This is a genomic window from Lichenibacterium ramalinae, from assembly GCF_004137085.1.
GTDB classification, from domain to species: Bacteria; Pseudomonadota; Alphaproteobacteria; order Rhizobiales; family Beijerinckiaceae; genus Lichenihabitans; species Lichenihabitans ramalinae.
The window spans coordinates 1-17,172 of sequence record NZ_QYBC01000030.1; the positions used below are offsets into that span (position 1 = coordinate 1).

The following is a 17,172-nucleotide window of genomic DNA, read 5'->3' on the forward strand; positions in this document are numbered from 1 at the left end:
GGCATTCTTGTGGATGTTCATCCGGTCCCTCCCTTGGGGCTGAAGCGTCGCAACCTCAGCTTCCTCGGTTCGGATCGGATGGACAACCTATGGAAAGCTCACACCTGGTCGCGGACGTCGTTGGAACCGTCGAAGCCCACCACGATCACGTCGGACCGGTTGGCGGCCTTGAGTGCCGCCTGGGCTCCCATCGCCATCGTGTCGTTGCCGGCGATGACGCCCTTCAGGTCGGGATGGGCCTGCAGCATGGCTTCCATCTTGGTGAAGGCTTCGGGCTGGCTCCAGTTGGCCGACTGCGTGGCCAGCATCTTCATATCGGGGTAGTCGTCCATCACATCGTGATAGCCCTTGGACCGGATATGGGCGTTGACGTCGGCGTCACGGCCGGTCAGCTCGACATAGGCGCCCTTCTCGCCCATCTGCTTGACGAACTCCTGGGCGCCGAGCTGCGCACCCTGGTAGTTGTTCGACACGATCTGCGAGACCGCGACACCGGTGGCGTTGATCTCGCGGTCGATGAGGAACGAGGGGACGCCGGCCTTCTTGGCGGCCTCGACCGCCGCCACGCTGGCGTCCGACCCCGCATTGTCCAGGATGATGGCCTTGGCGCCGCGGGCCACCACGGAGTCGACGAGCTGCAGTTGCTTGGAATTGTCGTCGTCGTGCGACAGCACGATCGTGTCGTAGCCGAGTTGCTCGGCCCGGGCCTTGGCGCCGTCGGCTTCGGCCTTGAAGAAGGGGTTGTCGAAGGACGGCGTGATGATAGCGACCAGGTCCTTGGCCTGGGCCGGCAGGGCCGCCCCGGCGCCGACGAGCATGACGCCGGCGAGCAGCGTCGAGAGTAGCGTCCGATTCATGAGGTTTCCTCCTGTGGTTGTGGTTGGGGTCGCGCCGGCCCTCTTGGACGGGGCTGGTCGCCGTGTCGGTGGGTGTGACGGGGCCTGCGGCGTCAGGTGATCCGCTGGATGCTGGCGGCGATCTCGTCGGGCTCGAAGACCCGCTTCCAATCGGGCCGCATCAACACCGGCTTGCCGAACTCGATGGCCTTGTTGCAGGCGTCGGAGAAGAGACCCGGCCGTTCCTCGAAGATCACCGACCCGAGGACGTTGAGGTGGCCGAGCAGGAAGTCGCGCGCCGCCTCCTTGGGCACCCCGCGCGCCACGACGTCGTCCATGGCCTCCTTCATCACGACGAGCAGCGTCGCCGCCACCGTCTCGCTCAGACCCGGCTCGAGAAGCGCCATCTGTTCGACGGTGACGCGGTGGGAGCGCATCACGGGCGCCCAGATCACCTTGGCGACCTCCTCGCCGAGGGCGTAGTCGCTGTCCGGTCCCTGCATGAGGGCGGAAACGATATGCTGCTTCGCCGCGATGCCGCCGAAGTAATCGACCTTGGCGTGCATCTCCGTCTCGTCGTTGAAGATCGGCGGATGGCACGGATGCGTGACGAAATAGGTGAGATCGTCGCGCTGCGGCAGATGGCCGGCGAAGGGCGCGGCGGCGTCGAGCACAACCACCATGGTGCCGGGCTTCAGCGATGGCGAGATCGCGGCCGCGACCTTGCCGATCACGGTGTCGGGCACCGCCAGGATCACGACATCGGCGCCGTCGAGCGCCCCCGCCTGGTCCACCGCCGCGACGTCGAGGTCTCGCAGGCGCTCGCGCCCCGCGTCGCTCGGCTCGACGTGGCGCACGTCGAAGCGGGAGCCTTTGAGGTTGGCGGCGAGGCGGTAGCCCATCTTTCCGCCGGCCCCGAAGAGAGCGATCGCCGTCATGTGTCAGTTCCTCCCGAAATTTGGACCATCAGAGCCCATCTGGTATGATCAGTCAACCAGGTGAGGCCGCCCGAGACGGATCGCCTCGAAGTAGTCGTCGTGGCCGACCTGTCCGCCCTTGAGTGCGACTTCGAGGCCGTCGAAGGCGGCGTGGTCGCTGAACGCCGTGCAGAGCGGCGATCCCGGCGTCTGCGGCAGCGGCAGCCGGGTCCGCAGGGCGAAGACGTCGAGCTCCCGAAGGGCATGCGAGGAGGTGTCGCCGCCCGCCACCACGGCCCGCCGCAGTCCGTGCCGCTCGACGAGGGCGCGGAGGATGCGGCCCAGCCCGCGTCCGAGCCTGTGGCGTCCGTCGGGCAGGGCGTCGATGTCGGAGCCGAGGTCGCTGGCGGGTCCGAGCGCCGTGTGGAGGATCACGCTCCTGCCCTCGGCCAAGGCCCGTGAGCCCGCCGCCACGGCCTCCGCCAGGACCTCGTCGGGCACCGACACCATCCGGCGCGGGTCGAGCCCGACGCCGACGAAGCCGCCGTCGAGGGCGTGGCGGATCTGCCGTTCGGTGGTGGGCGAACAGGAGCCCGACACGACGGCGAGCCGGTCCACGGCGCCGGGATCGGGGAAGGCGGCGCGCCCCGGCGCGATGCCGGCCTCCGTCCAGGCCGGCGACAGCGCGTATTCGACGCCGGACGAGCCGACCACGAAACGGCGGCCCCGCCGTCCCGTCCAGAGGATGTCGCCGGCGGCACGCTGGCTGCCGGGATCGGCGACGTCGATCAGCAGCACGCCGGGCGCGTCGGCCAGGGCCGCGGCGAGGCGCGCGTCGCGATCCTCGGCCTGCAGGTCGGCGAGGTCGAGCAGGGCGCAGCCGCGCTCCGTCTGCAGCGCCAGGTGACGGCGGAGGTCGGCCTCGTGCATCGGCGTCACGGGATGGCGGCTCATCACCGGGTGGCGGTCGATGCGGAACGTCTCCCCCCGATAGGCGGCGAACAGCGTGCCGAACGCGGTGTAGCGCTTGAGTTGCGGCGCCCCGACGACCAGGGGCACGGTCGCCTGGTCGAAGATCGTCGCGCCGATGTCGATCGCGCGGCCGATGCTGCCGATGTCCGGCGCCGAATCGAAGGTCGAACAGACCTTGTAGTGGCACAGCGCCGCCCCTTGCCCGTGCAGCCACCGCAGCGCCGGGGTGAGATGCACGTCCATCCAGGCCGGGCTCTGGCTGCGGCTCGTCCCGGCGATGCCGATCGCCGACACGGGACCGAGGCGCGCCAGCTGGTCGGGCGAGGGGATGTCGAGGAACAGCGCAGTCGGCACGCCGCGCGACTCGAGCGCCTCCATGGCGTCGGTGGAGCCGGTGAGGTCGTCGCCGTAGAACGACAGGAGAAGGTCAGGCATCGCCGGAGGGACCTCCGAACTTGGCGAGGCTCTGTGCCAGTTCCGGGTGGTCGGCGGCGTAGTCGGCGAGCGACACCCCCGCGACGGCGGCGTCCCAGGCCTGGCGGACGGCCCGTACGCCCGCGGCCGGACCGCCCGGATGGCTGACGACGCCGCCGCCGCACAGGTACATGAGGTCCAGGGTGCGGCCGGTCCGCTCGAAGGTTTCCGGCGCCTGTCCACCCCACTGGCCCGAACACACGACCGGCAGGGCCGTGTCGCGCTCCGAGAACATCGGCGTCGTGACGTCGCCGAAGGACGACACGAAGGAACTGTCCGGCTCCCAGTATTTGGCTCCGATGCCGTTGATCTGGAACTGGTCGACGCCGAGCAGGCGCCAGAACTTCTGGTACACGCGGAAGCTCATGCCGAGGCCCGGATGCCGCGTGAGCAGGTCCCAGCCGGCCCGGTGGGCGTGCAGGGCGAGGCGGCTCCGCTTGCGCAGGAAATTCATGCCGCCGAAGCCGACCGACTGGATGGCGATCACGGCGGCGTTGCCGCCGGCATCCGCGACCGTGTCGTGGTCGCGCAGCATCTGCTCCGGATCGGAACTGGAGATGTTGAAGGCGTACATGACCTTCTTGCCGGTCTTCTGCTCGCGGTCGAGGACAATCGGCATGATGGCGCGGACGCGGTCGGCCAGGCTGGAATAGGCCGGGCTCATCAGCTTCTCGTCGTCCTTGATGAAGTCCACGTCGGCGTCGACGAGTTCGCGCACCATGGCGGCCGTCTCCGCCGGCCGCAGGCCCAGCGCGGGTTTGACGATGGTGCCGATGAGCGGGCGTCCCACCACATTGGTCAGGCGCCGGCTGCCCGACGTGCCGAACTGCGGTCCCGGATAGGCCTTGGCGAAGGCCGGCGGCAGCGCCATGTCGACGACGCGGATCCCCGACAGCTGTCGGATCGAATAGGTCCCGCCGATCGCGATCGTCATCAGCGCGGCGAGGTCGGTCCCGACGGCATCGAGCGGGAAATCGATGTCGACGTCCGCGCGGTGGAAGGGCCCCGCGTCGGATGCGACCTGGCCGTCAGGAGTCCCGAAGGAGGGCGCGTCGACAGGCGGCAGCGGCCGGATCCCGACGACCCGGGCTGCAACGCGCGCCTTCAGTTCGGGCGTCTCACCGGGGAGCGCCACGAAGGTGCCGGTCGACTGGTCGCTGGCGATCTTCGCGGCGACCCGGTCGACGTCGCCGGGCGTCTCGACGCGGTAGGTCAGGCGGATGACGTCGTGCGGGATGTTCAAAGGTCGGCTCCCGTGAACAAGGCCGTGGTCCGGAGGCGGTGAGGCCCGGAGGCGCGCCGCTCGGTGAGCGACAGGAAGACGAAGACCACGATGCCGAAGGCCGCCAGGCAGCAGCCGAGCGTGACCAGCGCGGCCGGGTAACCGCCCGACACCTGCCGGATCCAGCCGGTGACAAACGGGCCGATGAAGCCACCAAGGACCAGGCGTTCGTGGTGCATGTGCGACCCTCCCCAAGGTCAGCGACGCTATGATAGTGTTTATGTCATCATACCATTATGAGGAAGTTCAGCCAACGTCAACGCCGCCTCTGGTGACGTCCTTGGTGCGATGAGGACCGGCACTCCAGCACGTCGAGCCGCTTCTTCGATCCCTTGGTATCGCTCCGAGGATCGTCAGCCTGCGGTGCGCGGACCGGGCGTGGCGGCGCGCGGCCAGCGCGATGGCGAGGGCTGCCCCGGCGAGCGCGAGGGCGGTGGGCGCAAGCGAGGCAGAGCCCCAGCGTGTCGCTCCATGATGGATTGATCAGTCCAAAAAAACCTCGATCGGCGGCTCGCCGCAAACAAGGCTGAGCGGGCGATCACCGCGTCCGAGCGGCGCGCGAACCGGGACGCCATCAGGGCGAGCGTCGAAGCGGCGGTCGCAGTAGGCGAGCTGCGCGCCGACACGGTGATCGCGGGGTTGGCGACGATGCTCGACGGCGTCCTGCTCGGTTTATCGATCCAGGCGCTCGACGGCGCGACACTGGCCGATGTCGACGCATCCGTGACGGGCGCGCTCAGCGCCTGGGACCCCTACGGATCCGGCGACAGGCCTGCTGAAAAACCGTGAAGGGAACGGGCGAAATGCCCCTAGGCACCTCATTCCGGCTCGCGCACGACCCACCAGGTCTCTCGGCAGCGCGTCGGCGGAGGTCCGCGCGACAGGCGCAGACCTGCATGTAGGCGGCCAACGCATCCCTGGCCGAAAGCGGCGTGCGACGGGCGTCCGGCAGGCCCTCGGGGCCCGCCGGGGCGTGGGCTCAGGTCACCGGGCGGCCTTGATCTCGGCGAGCGTCCGGTTCAGGTGCACGTGCCGGTCGACGTGATCCACCCAGGACAGCGGCACGTAATGGTGCTGGCCGTCCGGCGAGGTGGTCTTGGCGAGCTTGATGCGGTCCGTGCCCTCCATGTGGTCCACGGTGCCGATCTTGGTGCCGTCCGAGGCATAGACCTCCATGTGCTCCACGATGCGGCCGTCGTCGCTGCCTTCCCTGACGGCGCCGGTCGCCATGCCGGCGGTGGTCGCCGTGGCGGCGGTCGCCGCGGTGCGGCCGTCCTCGATCTCGACCTCGGTGTGGCGCACCGAGTCGTGGATCGTCTCCGTCCGGTCCCGGGCCTCCTTGCGCAGCGAGATCTCCTCGACGACGCGCGCCTCCTTGGAGACGACCGCCTCCTCGGCGAACTCTTCGAGTTCGATGGTGCGGTCCTGGAACATGGCATCGGTGGCGCTGACGGCACGGTCCACAGGGCGGCGGTCGACCTGGACGGTCTCGCTGCGGAGCGTCACCTGCTCGTCGACGGCCGTCTCCACCACGTAGCTGCGCACGCGCAGGCGACCGTGGCTGACCTCGCGCTTGCCGACGTTCAGACGTTCCTCGTAGACGGGAATGGCATCCTCACGGCCCGTCGCACCCGTGTCGCGACCGACGCTCGGCACCGTCGCGCCGCGTGTCGACGCCGCCACCTGCGTCGCAGAGGTTGCCGCTGCGGCCGTGCCGACGGCCGGCGCCCCAAAGCCCGTCCAGCCCTCGCTGCGCCACGTGGTCTCGCGTTGGTCCATGTCCACGGCGCCGTCGCGGTCGAGGATGTCGAGGACACGGTCGCTGTCGACCTGCCCGGTCCTGACCGAGACGAGGTAGCCGCCCCGGCGCAGGCCCTCGGCGTAGGAGTAGCGGTCCTCCTCCGGCATGAACATGTCCTTGAGGCTCGCCAGGAAGCCTTCGTGTTCGGGAACCGAAGCCGTGCCGGTCGCAGTCCCGCCGCCTTCGACGATGGCGATATCGCCGCGGGAAACCCCCGCCGCCTCAAGGTCGGAGGCGGCCTGCTGGGCCGCGCCCTTGGTGTCGAAGAATGCCGTGAGCGAGCGCGACGGCGCCGCCGTGTTCTGGGTGAAGCTCATGTTCGGACCTCGTTGACGGTGCGACGGGACTGGAGAAGCCGAGACGCGATCCCGACGCTGTTCGGGCCTCGGTCAAAAGCACGGCAACGGCTTGCGCCTGCACGTGCCCAAGGGGAATGGGCGGTTCTTCGACCACCCAGAAGTTGAAGCGACACCATGGCCGGCGGACGGTTTCGAGCCGAATGCGCCCAGGGTCGAAGATTTCGCCGACCGTCATGGTTCCGAACCGCTCAAGCGCGGCGGCCCGGGGCCTGTCGACATCGACACCGGATGCCGCGACGTCCGCAAAACGTCGCCCGCATCAATCAGGCCACCGCGCCCGCACCGTCTCGCCAGCAGCCTGCGCGGCGGCCGGCGTCGCATAGGCATCCGCGCCGACGCGGAGAACGATGGTCCCGAACCGGCGGATCTCCCATCGGAAGCCATGGGCCGGCGGCGGTGCGCGGATCACGAAGACGCCCAGGATAGAAGCGGCACGGCGCTCCTGGTGACGGGCGTGCCGGGCCTCGCGGGCGCGTGTCGCGCGATCGTCGAGGGCGATGATCGTCCGGTCTTCCATCACGGTCCCTCTCGCCCGGGCGATGGGTCGATCGCCAGGTCCCGACCGGACCGGCGCTCGCCGTCGCCCGGTGTCGAAGGGGTGCCGGGCCGATCGGATGCCGTGTCGACGACGGTCACGGCGGCGTCACGGCCCGGCGCCGCATCGCCGGACCTGTTTTGCCCGATGGCATCGCGGCGTTCGACCACGACCCGCTGACGCCGGAGCGTCACGGGTTGCCGGACGGCCTCGCGGTCCCTCACGTGGCGGATGCGGAGTTCCTCGACGAGCACGAGTTGCTTCACGACGACGAGGCGCTCCTCGACCACCGGGATGATGGTCGTGTCGCCCTCGGCCCGCGCCTCGGGCACGACGTCGACGATCCGGTCCATCGGCACGCGCGTGACCTCGACGCGGTAGCGCTCCAGTTCGGCCTCCGCCACGGCATCGACGGTCTCGGTGCGGGTATGGACTCGGACGCGGCCGACCGACGTCCGTCGCTTGTCGAGCTTCAGGTGCTCCTCGACGACCTGGAGGACATCCTCGGACACGCCCGGGGACGGCGGCGTGGCCGCGATGGGCTTGCCCGCCGACCCGATGTCTCCCCGGTCGTCGACCCTCGACGTCCGCGACTCGGAAACCCTGGGCAGGTCGGACATGGTCGGCACCTCATGGCGAAGGGGAAGGCCGGGCGCGGGCGACATCCTCGTCGCCCGCGCTCCGGACCCGTGTCGGGCAGCCTGCTCAGGCGGCCCGATCGGGCAACTTGGTCAGGCGGCCTGCCAGCGCCGCATGGCCTCGCCGGCCGCGATGCCCAGCACGACCTTGCCGTCCACCGTCTTGACGAGGTCCATAGGCAGCAGGTGGTGCTGGCCATCGGCTGCCGTATCGAGGCGCTTCAGCTTCAACATGGCACCGTCGACACGGTCCACGATGCCGACATGCCCGCCGTCCGAGCCCACGACCTCCAGGTCCTTGGCGATCCGTGCCGCGAGGGGGCCGCCCAGCCCGGCCGATCCCGTCCCGACGGTCCGTCCGTCCTCGATGTCGACCTTGGTGCTGCGAACGCTGTCGTGCACCGTTTCGGTGCGGTCGGTGACGTCCTTGCGGATGCCGATCTCCTCGACGACGCGCGCGGTCTTGGCGACCACGGCTTCCTCGCCGATCTCCTCCATCTCGATGGTGCGCTCCGCGAAAGCGTCGGCGGCGAGCGTCGCCACGGGCCGGTCCACGGCATGACGGTCGATGCTGACCGTCTCGTCGCGAAGCGTGACGTTCTCCGACACCTCGCGTTCCACCACGTAGCTGTGCAGGCGAACCTTGCCGCGGCTGACGGCGCGCTTGCCGACGTTGAGGCGCTCCTCGACGACCTGCACGACATCCTCGGCGCCCCGACCCGAGGCATTGCCGGCGATGGCCGGCTTCGCCGGTGCCGGTACGGGTGCCCTGGCGGCGGGCACCGGGGTTGCGACGCTGTCGGTCGCCACCAGGCGCGCAGGCGCGGCCGTCGCCGCCAATGCCATGTCCATGGCGCCGCCGGCCGTGGCCGTCGAGGCCATGGCGGTGGAGGCCATGGCGGTGGAGGTCGTGGCGGTGGAGGCCGTCGAGGTCGAGGCCGTCGTCGATGGGCCGGCCCAACCCTCGCTGCGCCACGCCGCTTCGTGCTCGTCGAGATCGATAGTGCCGTGTTCGTCGAGGATGGCGACGGCACGGTCGAGGTGGGCGTCGTCGATATGGGCGGTCAGCATGACGTGTCCGCGGCGGAGGCCTTCGGCATAGGTGTCGTGGTCGTCCGTGCCGCCGAACAACTCTTCCAGCGAGGCCCAGAAACCGCCCTTCCTCGCCGTCGCGCCGGTGCCGTCGCGCCCGTCATCGACGCCCAGGCTGTCCGGCGACACGGTGACGTCGTTCGCCGGCACGCCGGACTGGCGCAGCTTGTTGGCGGCGCTCTCGGCGTGGTCGCGATGCTCGTAGAAGGCCGTGACGGTGTGCTTCTGCAGGGTGGAAACCATGGTGTTGCCCTTTCTCGGTCGTCGTGCTGGTCGGGAGCGGCGGCGTTGGGAGCCGCCTGTCGTGTCGTGGGAGGTGCCGGGCGGCGCGTGACGCCGATCGGCTTGTTTCGGGGAGCCCGTCGGGTCAGGCGGCGGGGGTGCCGCGAACGCGCACGTTCCGGATGAACTCGGCCGTCACGGTCGGGTCGACGGTGCCGGCCCGGCCGCCGAACCAGGCCGCGATGGCGCCGAGGACCAGGGCCAGGCTGCCCAGCAGGGCGCCGCGGGAAACGCTTTTGGCGGCGACATCGGCGGCCTCGGCAGCCTGCTGCTTCGCCTGTGCCGCCTTGTCGCGGAACTGTGTTTCATAGGCGGAGACGCGGGCGCGGGCCTGGTCGACCGGGATGTTCTGCTGCCGCGCCATCGCCTGGGCGACCTTCTCGCGGGCATCGGCGACCTGGGCGTCGTCGCCGGACACCAGGGCCTTGGCGAGGGCCGTGGTGGCATCCTTCATCGCCGCGGCCGTGTCGTTGGCGGCCGGAGCCGACAGGGCCTGCTGCATGGCGCCGATCGGATCGGTCCCCTGCGACAGGGCGGGCACGGCCGTCTGGGCCGCGGTGCCGACGGCATGGCCGACGCCGCCGATGGCGCCGCTGACGGTGTTGAAGGCGCCGCCGATGAGGCCGCCCACCGCCGTGGTGAGCAGGTAGAAGACCACCAACGTGGTCACGGCCCAGGAGGTCAGGCCGTGCCAGGCGCCGGTGGACGCCTTGGGGCGACCCGACAGGCGGCTCGCCACGTAGCCGCCGACAAACGCCGCGACGATGCCCGACAGGGCCCACCAGATGCCGGCCCCGATGGAGAAGCCGCTGGCTGAAGGGTTGTCGCCGGTCATCGGGTTCAGCGTCGAGGCGCCGATGCCGACACCGATGAGGTTGAGGATGAGCTGCGTCACGAGCCCGGCGACGACGCCGGCCAGCACGCCGCCCCACGACACGTTGTTGACCAGGATGGTGCGGGCGTCGTCCGCCGGAGGTACGGGGCTGAAGTTCGGTGAATCGCCGCCGTAAGCGCGCGGCGCTTGGCCCGCCGTGGGGAAGGTGTCTGACATGTCGGGAGTCCAGGTAGCCGCTGACGTCGGAACCGCCGAAACGACGGCCACTTGGGCGCGTCGACGGTCCTACAGCACCGCCCACGCTCCCGAAGGAACCGGACTGCTTCCTTCAAGACCGGACCAAGAGAAGTCCGCCCCTGCAGGTCCTCCACGACGAGGTGCATGTGCGACCAAAACACCACCCCGCGCGCCAAGGTTCCGCCGATCGCTGCTTAATTTTTCCATCCGAATCGATCGACTGTCGCAAGGGATGCGGGACCTCGAACCGTCTACACTGACCTTTCCGGCCGGACCCGCCCCGTTCAACCATCTCCACCTGGCCCGGTGCATGCGAGTCCCGCCGTCGAGCGCCGTGTGGCACAGGAGCGCTTCAGCCTTCGACTGATCAAGTCGCGCTCCGACGCGACAGCCAGCCCGTCGACTTGGACTGGCCGGGCCGAGCCCGACGAAGCCGATCCTCCTCCGGGGCCTCGCCGGTGGCGCCCGCGGCGAGGCGGGGTCGTCGCCACATCGCCGTCTCGCATCGGCTCACACCTTGACCCCGCCGGGAGCAGAGGCATGTTGAGCGGGACAACCGAACGGGGGCAGAGATGGTCCGTGGCAAATCGACCGTGAGTCCCGACACCCTGCTGGCGATGACGGCCGTGCTGGCCGTCTTCGGACCCTGGTGCATCGGCAGCGCCCGGGCGGAGCCCAACTGCATGACCCGCCTTCTCTCCGATGCGCCGGCGCTGGAAGCGCCCGAGCAGGTCAAGTCCAAACAAAGCGGCGTGTTCGGGCCGCTGACGCAGGTCAAGATCGAGAAAAAGACCGGCAAGATGTATTACTGCGCGGCGAATTCATACTGTTACGGATCGAACTCCTTCCAAATCGTCACGCCGTGTCGGCTGAAGCTGGACAAATCGTTCAACTTCGGGCCGTTCTTCCTCTACTCGGCTAGGTGATCGCATTCATCGATCGTTGCATCGGTCGACGCCGACATGCCTCCCCAGCCGAGGAGCGGACGCCAGTGCTGTTCACCGCCGCGGGACCGGCGCGGCGGAGGGCGCGGGGGAGGGCGCGGGGGCGTGCCGCCCGAGCAGGGCTTCGGCACGACGCGGTCCGCCGTTCCAGATCCTCCGCGCCGATACAGCATCGGCTCGTGCGGGACCGATGGACCCGAGGATCGGCAGGCCGCAACCCGGCTCTGAGACGCCCCGAGACGGCAGCGTCGCGAATGCTATCGGGCTGGAGCGCGATCGCCGGAAGCGAAGGCGCCGCACCTCCTGAGACGGTCCTCTGCGGTCGGCAAAGCACAGTTTCACGCCGTCGAGGATCGATGCTGCCTGTTCGGCAGTTCGCCTACCCGGGGCGCGCCATGCCCATCCCCGCTTCTGTCCGGAGCCCGTGACCTTGACCGACTTCGACGAATGCAGGACTGACCCGAACGCACCGTCCCGCACGGGCGCCGACCCGAGGTTCGACGCCGACGTCAGCCGAGTGGATGCCGATCGCCTGCTCGAATCCCTGGGCGGCGGCGTCTACGGGATCGATCGCCATGGCCGCTGCACCTTCGTCAATCGAACGGCGATGGATCTCCTGGGATACGACGATCGCGCCGAACTGATCGGCCGTCACATGCACGACCTCATCCACCACACCCGGCCGGACGGCTCGGCCTATCCCGCCGGGGACTGCCCCCTGCTGCGGACCTTCGTGACGGGCGAGCCGGTGCTGCTCGACGACGAGCTGCTCTGGCGCAAGGACCGCACGTCGTTCTTCGCCGAATATTCGTCCCATCCGGTGCTCGCCGACGGGACGATCGTCGGCAGCGTGATCCGGTTCGAGGACCTGTCGTCGAAGCGCCAGGGGCGCCAGCGCCTCGCCGTTCAGCAGGAGGTCAGCCAGGTCCTGGGCGGGGACGTCGACGTGGCCGTCGGGCAGGAGCGCGTCATCGCCGCGATCGGCTCGGGGTTCGGCTGGGACGAGGGGGCCATGTGGCTGACCGAAGGCGCGGCTTCCGACGGAGGTCGTCTGAAGCGGGTGGCCATCTGGGCTGGGCCGAGGGCGTTCGGGGCAGGGGGCGAGTCCGCCGGGCCCCACGTGCTGCAGGCCGTTGCCGAGACCAGGACGGTGCTGGCGGACGTCGCCATGACGGCGGGGGCCCGCCCCGGCGCGGTGGTGGCGATCCCCATCGGGGTCGACGGCATCAACCTCGGTGCCTTCGAGTTCACGAGCCGTCGCGCCATCGCGGTCGACCACGGGGCAGACGCCGCATTCGCCACGCTGGGGCGCCAGGTCGGCCAGTTCCTGAGGAGGAAGCGCGCCGAGGCCGAGCTGCGCGACAGCGAGACGCTCAAGGACGCCATCATGCAGACGGCGCTCGACGGCATCGTGGTGATCGACGAGGAGACGCGCATCATCCAGTTCAACCCTGCGGCTGAGCGGACGTTCGGATGGGCGCGGGACGCCGCCGTCGGCCAGGAACTCGGAGCGTTGATCCTGCCGGCCGATTTCCTGGTCGGGCACTTGAAGAAGTTCGCCCGCTTCCTCGAGGACGGGGAGATCTCGGCCCTGGGCAAGCATGTCGAGGTCGAGGCGGAACGCGCCAACGGCGAACGCTTCCCGGCCGAACTCGCCGTCACGCCCATCAAGGTCGGCGGCCGGGCGATGTTCACCGCCTACCTGCGGGACATCACGGCGCGGAAGCGGGCCGACGGGGAGGTCGCCAAGGCGCGTGACGACGCCCAAGCCGCCAACCTCGCCAAGAGCACCTTCATCGCCAACATGAGCCATGAGCTGCGTACGCCCCTGTCGGCCATCATCGGCTACAGCGAGATGCTGCAGGAGGAGATGCTGGACGGCGACGATCCCGAGGTCTTCGCACCCGACATGGCCAAGATCGAAGCCAACGCCCGCCACCTGCTCGGGCTCATCAACGACGTCCTCGATCTGTCGAAGATCGAGAGCGGCAAGATGGAGGTGTTTCCCGAGGACTTCGACGTCGGGACCATCGTGCACGACGTCGCCTCCACGGTCACGCCCCTTGTCGAGAAGAAGGGCAACCGGCTCGCCGTGACCGTCGGCCCGGGCGTCGGCGGCATGCACTCGGACCTCACCAAGGTCAAACAGATGTTGCTCAACCTGCTGAGCAACGCGTCCAAGTTCACCGAGGGTGGCACCGTCACGCTGTCGGCGACCCGGAGCGAAGGTCCCGAGGCCCGCGACCTGATCGTCTTCGAGGTTCGTGACAGCGGCATCGGGATGACCGACGAGCAGCTCGGGCGACTGTTCCAGCGCTTCGCCCAGGCCGAGGCCTCGACGTCCGGCAAGTTCGGCGGCACGGGACTGGGGCTCTCGATCAGCAAGGCCTTCGCCGCCATGCTCGGGGGCGACATCACCGTGAGCAGCGTCTATGGGCGTGGCAGCACGTTCAGGATCGCGTTGCCGGCCGACGCTCCCGCCTGACCGGGACCTGGCGGCCCGTCGGCACCGAGGGCCGACAACATCGAACGGCCGCGGCACGCCCTTGGCCTCGGGCCGACCGGACCTTGCGCGATGGGTGGACCCGGGGCGACAGGCGCGCCGTCGGTCGGCCGTCAGCGTCTCCGCTTGCCGGTCCCACGCACCGCGACGGCGTCGGATGACTGGCCGGATCGGTCATCGCGGGGCGGAACGCACGGGCATCTGGGGATACACTCCGTCGCAGCATCGTCCGGCAGCGGGACGGGTCGCGGCATGCCTGCCGTGGCGCAGGCGGGTTGGGGGCCGGTGGGCACGGAGAGGTTTGGCGGTGGATGCCGGTCCACGGTCGGCCGAGAGGCCGGGATCGCCGCTCCCGCCGCGTTGGCGAAGGACGCGACGCATGGGTCCAGGCCCATCCGCAGCGCCAAGCCGACGGGTCTCATCGAGAGCGAGCTTACGCTGAAGCAGACTGCCGAGGGCGCTGCGTCATAGGCCTACAGAACGCTGGTATCGAAGGGTTGAAGAAGACCGGATCGGCGATGTTCGAGGAAAGCCGAAACATCCTGACGATCGATTGGCTGGGGGACCTGGATTCGAACCAAGATTGACGGAGTCAGAGTCCGCTGTTCTACCGTTGAACTATCCCCCAACGGCGCCGCGATGCAGCGCGTCGGTGATGGGCATATACGGTGCCGGTCGGCGCCGCGCAAGGAATTTTTGCGCTGCGCCGCGACGGCGGGGTCAGCCCTGGGGCGGCGTCGCGGCGCGGGCGCGGCGACGGGGTTTGCGATCGGGGCCGGCCGCGGCGGGAGCCGGTTTTCCGCTTGCGTCGAAGCCCACCAGGATCGTGTAGTCCTCGTCGGAATGCGACGTCACGAAGGGCACGGCGATCGGCTCCGACACGACCTGGAAGGTCGTCGAATCGGCGCCGGGCGCGATGGTGGCGGGGACCTGGAAGAACTTGGTCGCCACGGCCTTGCCGTCGCCGTCGTGGCGCACCGCGATGCGCACCGGCACCGTGAAGGAGCCGGGCGCGCCCGCCGGGCCGAGCAACACCCGTCCCTCGACGCCGACCTTCAGCAGGATCTCCTTGCCGCTCTTGGTGCAGTCCCGCGCCACCTCGCCCATGGAGAACTGGTAGCGCACCGCCTCGTTGGTCTGCTCCGCGCCGGCATAGGTCCGGTAGGAGGCCGTGCCGTCGAGGATCTCGATGGTGGGGCATTCGAGCGGATCTTCGCGCTGGCCCGCCACCGGCACCGGCCCGGGGTCGCTCGTGTGGAAGGCGAGGAGGTTGCCGAACACGGATCCGCCGCCGCCGGTCGTCGGCAGCAGCTTCTCGGTGGCGGCGCAGCCGCACAGGCTCAGCCCCACCGCGGCCAGCGCCGCGGCCCGCGCTCCAGTTCGTGTCATCCGTTCCTCCGAAACCGGGCCGCCGGCGGCCCCGCACCCATCCTGACGATCATTTCTTGCCGGTCTGGCCGGCATCGTCGGTGTCGTCGGTCTCGCCAGGACATACCGGCGCGCCGCCGCCCGACTTGGCCGCCGGGAGCGAGCCGTCGCCGCAGGGCAGCTTGTCGAAGCCGTCCTTGAAGCCCGTGAGGGCGAGCGGGATGCCGATGCCCTCCTCGGGCGTCTGGAAGATGATGAAGGTGGCGTCGGTGCCGTTGCGCAGCTGGTCGATCAGGTCGGACTTCATCGCCACCTCGGCCACGCAGCCGGTCGGCAGGCAGCGCACGAAGCCGGCCCGACCGACGTTGGCCTTGTCGATCGTCAGGCCGAGCCCCGACGGCAGCAGCACGCCGAGCGGCGCCACCACCCGCAGCAGGCGGTTCTTGGCGTCGGCCGTGCGCAGCACGATGACGACGAGGCTGATGTTCGGCCGGTCCTTGTCCTCGATGCGTTGGATCAAGGCGCATTGTTCGCGCGGCGCGCCGGACGGCGTCTCGCAGCGCATCTCCCAGTCGCCATATTTGCCCTTGACGACGCCCTGCGCCCGGAGGGGAGGCGCCCCGAGGGCGAGGACCGTCAGCACCCCCGCCACGAGAGCCACCGCGAGAGCCCCGACCCGGCGAGGCGCCGGGAGGGCCCGGAGAAGTCTCTGCATCTCGTCTCCAACGCTACGGCGCGTCCGCGCCTGCCGCAGAGGGCCGGCGGACGGACCTGCCCGCACGGGTGCCTAACAAAAGCGGCACGGGAGTCAAGACGAGCGCCACCCGTCCACGGCGGGCGCCGGTCAGCCGGCGGAGGCCAGGGCGAAGTCCCGGCAGTGGTCGAGGTAGCCGCGCTCGTGCCGCCCGACCAGTTCCACCACGGCATTCCACAGCCACGAGGGCGCGTCGAGCCCGCCCGCGCGGTGGCGCCGCAGATCGTCCGCCCAGGCGCGCCGCAGCTCCGGCGTCATCTGGCGGGCATGGGCATGGCCCACGACGGCCGCGAGGAACCGCGCCGCCCCCACGGCCTCCTCGCGCGTCAACTCGTCGATCTCGAGCTTCAGGTCCTGCGGCAGGAGTTCGCGCAGCACCACGGGCCGCCCGAGCAGACGGGCCGGCACCATGCGGTCGCCGAGCGAGGGCGACAGCGCGCGGGCCCCGCCGACGACGCGCAGCGCGTGGTCGGAGGGCACCACGGCGCCCGGCGCCGACGGCGCGACGCTCGCCACCGCTTCCTTGATGTCGAGGAGGCCGTAGCTCGCCCGGGCCTTGCCGGAGCCGACCCGCAACAGCACCGCGTAGCGCAGCGTGCCGAGCGACGAGCAGCCCTTCAGCCAATAGGCGGCATCGATCACCGACACGGCGTGGTGCGGGCCGCGGCCGTGCAGCGCGCCCACGAGGTCCAGCACCGGTTGCGAGGCGACGAGCTCGGCGATGCCGTCCCGCTCCGCGTCGGTCAGCGGCCAGAACCGCTTGCCGAGCGGGATGCGGGGTTCGACGCGCTCCAGCCGCTCCTGGGCCAGGTGCTCCCACCGCCGATGCGTCGCCTGGCGCAGCACCGTGCGGACGGCCCGGCCCGCCCGCACCTCCGACAGGCTGTCGTCGTGGCCGAGCAGCGCGTCCCGGTAGCCGTGCACCATCTCCTCCAGCATGTGGGCGGTGGTGACGCCGGGGAGGTCGGAGCCGCGCGCGGCCGTCGACAGCGACAGGCCGAGCCGGATCACGTCATGCGCGGGGTTGCCCGGCACCGTCTGGTCGAGGTCGCGGATGCGGATGCGGACCCGTCCGGCGGCATCGGCGAGGGGCCCGAGGTTGCCGAGGTGGCAGTCGCCGCAGATCCACACGGGCGGGCCGGCCGGCACGAGAGCGCTGTCGGCCTCGGCGAGCCAGCCGTAGAACTGCGCCGTCGAGCCCCGGACGTAGGCGTGGGCCGACCGCGCCATCTTCAGCGTGCGCCTGCGTTCCAGGATGTCGGCGCGGGCCTCGGGGGCCGGGAACCGCGCCACGTCTCGTCTTTCGGTCGCCATTCACCCACACCCACGCGTCACTCGTCTGG

General features: G+C 70.1%; 14 protein-coding genes, 1 tRNA gene and 3 pseudogenes. 3 read left to right on the forward strand and 15 right to left on the reverse strand.

From position 1 onward, the window contains the following. Positions 1–101: 101 nt before the first annotated feature. From D3272_RS24565 to D3272_RS24585, 5 genes and pseudogenes are all read right to left on the reverse strand, one after another. A pseudogene (locus D3272_RS24565) lies at positions 102–857 on the reverse strand (substrate-binding domain-containing protein); the annotation flags it as partial. 92 nt (positions 858–949) lie between these two features. Beyond that, positions 950–1,774: a phosphogluconate dehydrogenase C-terminal domain-containing protein gene (locus D3272_RS24570; protein WP_129221875.1), complete on the reverse strand. Its 825-nt coding sequence runs from the start codon at positions 1,772–1,774 to the stop codon at positions 950–952. Between the two features lie 48 nt (positions 1,775–1,822). Then, positions 1,823–3,160 (reverse strand): four-carbon acid sugar kinase family protein, encoded by a 1,338-nt coding sequence (locus D3272_RS24575; RefSeq protein WP_129221876.1) that lies wholly within the window; start codon positions 3,158–3,160, stop codon positions 1,823–1,825. Continuing rightward, positions 3,153–4,442, reverse strand: a complete 1,290-nt coding sequence (gene oiaX, locus D3272_RS24580) for a 3-oxo-isoapionate-4-phosphate decarboxylase OiaX (RefSeq protein ID WP_245496772.1) — start codon at positions 4,440–4,442, stop codon at positions 3,153–3,155. Before oiaX ends, D3272_RS24575 begins: the two co-directional genes overlap by 8 nt. Beyond that, positions 4,439–4,660, reverse strand: a complete 222-nt coding sequence (locus tag D3272_RS24585; protein ID WP_129221877.1) for a hypothetical protein — start codon at positions 4,658–4,660, stop codon at positions 4,439–4,441. The genes oiaX and D3272_RS24585 overlap by 4 nt, the downstream gene beginning before the upstream one ends. 469 nt (positions 4,661–5,129) lie before the next feature. Here D3272_RS24585 and D3272_RS27550 point away from each other — a divergent pair, with 469 nt between their 5' ends. Next, positions 5,130–5,270 (forward strand): hypothetical protein, encoded by a 141-nt coding sequence (locus D3272_RS27550; RefSeq protein WP_165361516.1) that lies wholly within the window; start codon positions 5,130–5,132, stop codon positions 5,268–5,270. A 195-nt stretch (positions 5,271–5,465) separates the two neighbouring features. Here D3272_RS27550 and D3272_RS24590 read toward each other — a convergent pair whose 3' ends face one another. From D3272_RS24590 to D3272_RS24615, 6 genes and pseudogenes are all read right to left on the reverse strand, one after another. Continuing rightward, the gene (locus D3272_RS24590) at positions 5,466–5,711 is read right to left on the reverse strand and encodes a DUF2171 domain-containing protein (protein WP_129221911.1); all 246 of its coding nucleotides are present in this window, start codon (positions 5,709–5,711) and stop codon (positions 5,466–5,468) included. A 60-nt stretch (positions 5,712–5,771) separates the two neighbouring features. Next, a pseudogene (locus tag D3272_RS28345) lies at positions 5,772–6,599 on the reverse strand (YsnF/AvaK domain-containing protein); the annotation flags it as partial. A gap of 301 nt (positions 6,600–6,900) precedes the next feature. Next, on the reverse strand, positions 6,901–7,161 hold the full coding sequence (locus D3272_RS24600) for a hypothetical protein (protein WP_129221878.1): 261 nt from the start codon (positions 7,159–7,161) through the stop codon (positions 6,901–6,903). After that, a complete protein-coding gene (locus D3272_RS24605) occupies positions 7,158–7,796 on the reverse strand; it encodes a YsnF/AvaK domain-containing protein (RefSeq protein ID WP_129221879.1) in 639 nt (212 codons plus the stop codon). Before D3272_RS24605 ends, D3272_RS24600 begins: the two co-directional genes overlap by 4 nt. Positions 7,797–7,907: 111 nt before the next feature. After that, positions 7,908–9,149, reverse strand: a complete 1,242-nt coding sequence (locus D3272_RS24610; RefSeq protein ID WP_129221880.1) for a DUF2382 domain-containing protein — start codon at positions 9,147–9,149, stop codon at positions 7,908–7,910. Between the two features lie 124 nt (positions 9,150–9,273). Beyond that, on the reverse strand, positions 9,274–10,239 hold the full coding sequence (locus D3272_RS24615; protein ID WP_129221881.1) for a PhnA-like protein: 966 nt from the start codon (positions 10,237–10,239) through the stop codon (positions 9,274–9,276). Positions 10,240–10,853: 614 nt separating this feature from the next. On the opposite strand from D3272_RS24615, the gene D3272_RS24620 reads away from it, so the two are divergent. Together D3272_RS24620 and D3272_RS24625 are read left to right on the forward strand one after the other, a co-directional pair. Next, entirely contained in the window at positions 10,854–11,186 is a 333-nt protein-coding gene (locus tag D3272_RS24620; RefSeq protein WP_165361517.1) for a hypothetical protein, read from the forward strand. A gap of 448 nt (positions 11,187–11,634) precedes the next feature. Beyond that, the gene (locus D3272_RS24625) at positions 11,635–13,689 is read left to right on the forward strand and encodes a PAS domain S-box protein (protein ID WP_129221883.1); all 2,055 of its coding nucleotides are present in this window, start codon (positions 11,635–11,637) and stop codon (positions 13,687–13,689) included. A 572-nt stretch (positions 13,690–14,261) separates the two neighbouring features. Here the strand turns inward: D3272_RS24625 and D3272_RS24630 are convergent. The 4 genes and pseudogenes from D3272_RS24630 to D3272_RS24645 form a co-directional block, all read right to left on the reverse strand. After that, positions 14,262–14,335: transfer RNA gene (locus D3272_RS24630), tRNA-Gln, on the reverse strand. 92 nt (positions 14,336–14,427) lie between these two features. Further along, complete coding sequence (locus D3272_RS24635; RefSeq protein WP_129221884.1) at positions 14,428–15,096, reverse strand: hypothetical protein; 669 nt, start codon at positions 15,094–15,096, stop codon at positions 14,428–14,430. A gap of 154 nt (positions 15,097–15,250) precedes the next feature. Further along, a pseudogene (locus D3272_RS24640) lies at positions 15,251–15,790 on the reverse strand (invasion associated locus B family protein); the annotation flags it as partial. A 129-nt stretch (positions 15,791–15,919) separates the two neighbouring features. Further along, positions 15,920–17,143: a DUF2252 family protein gene (locus tag D3272_RS24645; protein WP_129221886.1), complete on the reverse strand. Its 1,224-nt coding sequence runs from the start codon at positions 17,141–17,143 to the stop codon at positions 15,920–15,922. Positions 17,144–17,172: the final 29 nt, after the last annotated feature.

Bases quoted from the DNA above. Each gene is read 5' to 3' on its own strand.
- D3272_RS24570 (WP_129221875.1), bottom strand. From the start codon at position 1,774: ATGACGGCGATCGCTCTCTTCGGGGCCGGCGGAAAGATGGGCTACCGC.
- D3272_RS24575 (WP_129221876.1), bottom strand. From the start codon at position 3,160: ATGCCTGACCTTCTCCTGTCGTTCTACGGCGACGACCTCACCGGCTCC.
- D3272_RS24585 (WP_129221877.1), bottom strand. From the start codon at position 4,660: ATGCACCACGAACGCCTGGTCCTTGGTGGCTTCATCGGCCCGTTTGTC.
- D3272_RS27550 (WP_165361516.1), top strand. From the start codon at position 5,130: ATGCTCGACGGCGTCCTGCTCGGTTTATCGATCCAGGCGCTCGACGGC.
- D3272_RS24590 (WP_129221911.1), bottom strand. From the start codon at position 5,711: ATGGCGACCGGCGCCGTCAGGGAAGGCAGCGACGACGGCCGCATCGTG.
- D3272_RS24605 (WP_129221879.1), bottom strand. From the start codon at position 7,796: ATGTCCGACCTGCCCAGGGTTTCCGAGTCGCGGACGTCGAGGGTCGAC.
- D3272_RS24610 (WP_129221880.1), bottom strand. From the start codon at position 9,149: ATGGTTTCCACCCTGCAGAAGCACACCGTCACGGCCTTCTACGAGCAT.
- D3272_RS24615 (WP_129221881.1), bottom strand. From the start codon at position 10,239: ATGTCAGACACCTTCCCCACGGCGGGCCAAGCGCCGCGCGCTTACGGC.
- D3272_RS24635 (WP_129221884.1), bottom strand. From the start codon at position 15,096: ATGACACGAACTGGAGCGCGGGCCGCGGCGCTGGCCGCGGTGGGGCTG.
- D3272_RS24645 (WP_129221886.1), bottom strand. From the start codon at position 17,143: ATGGCGACCGAAAGACGAGACGTGGCGCGGTTCCCGGCCCCCGAGGCC.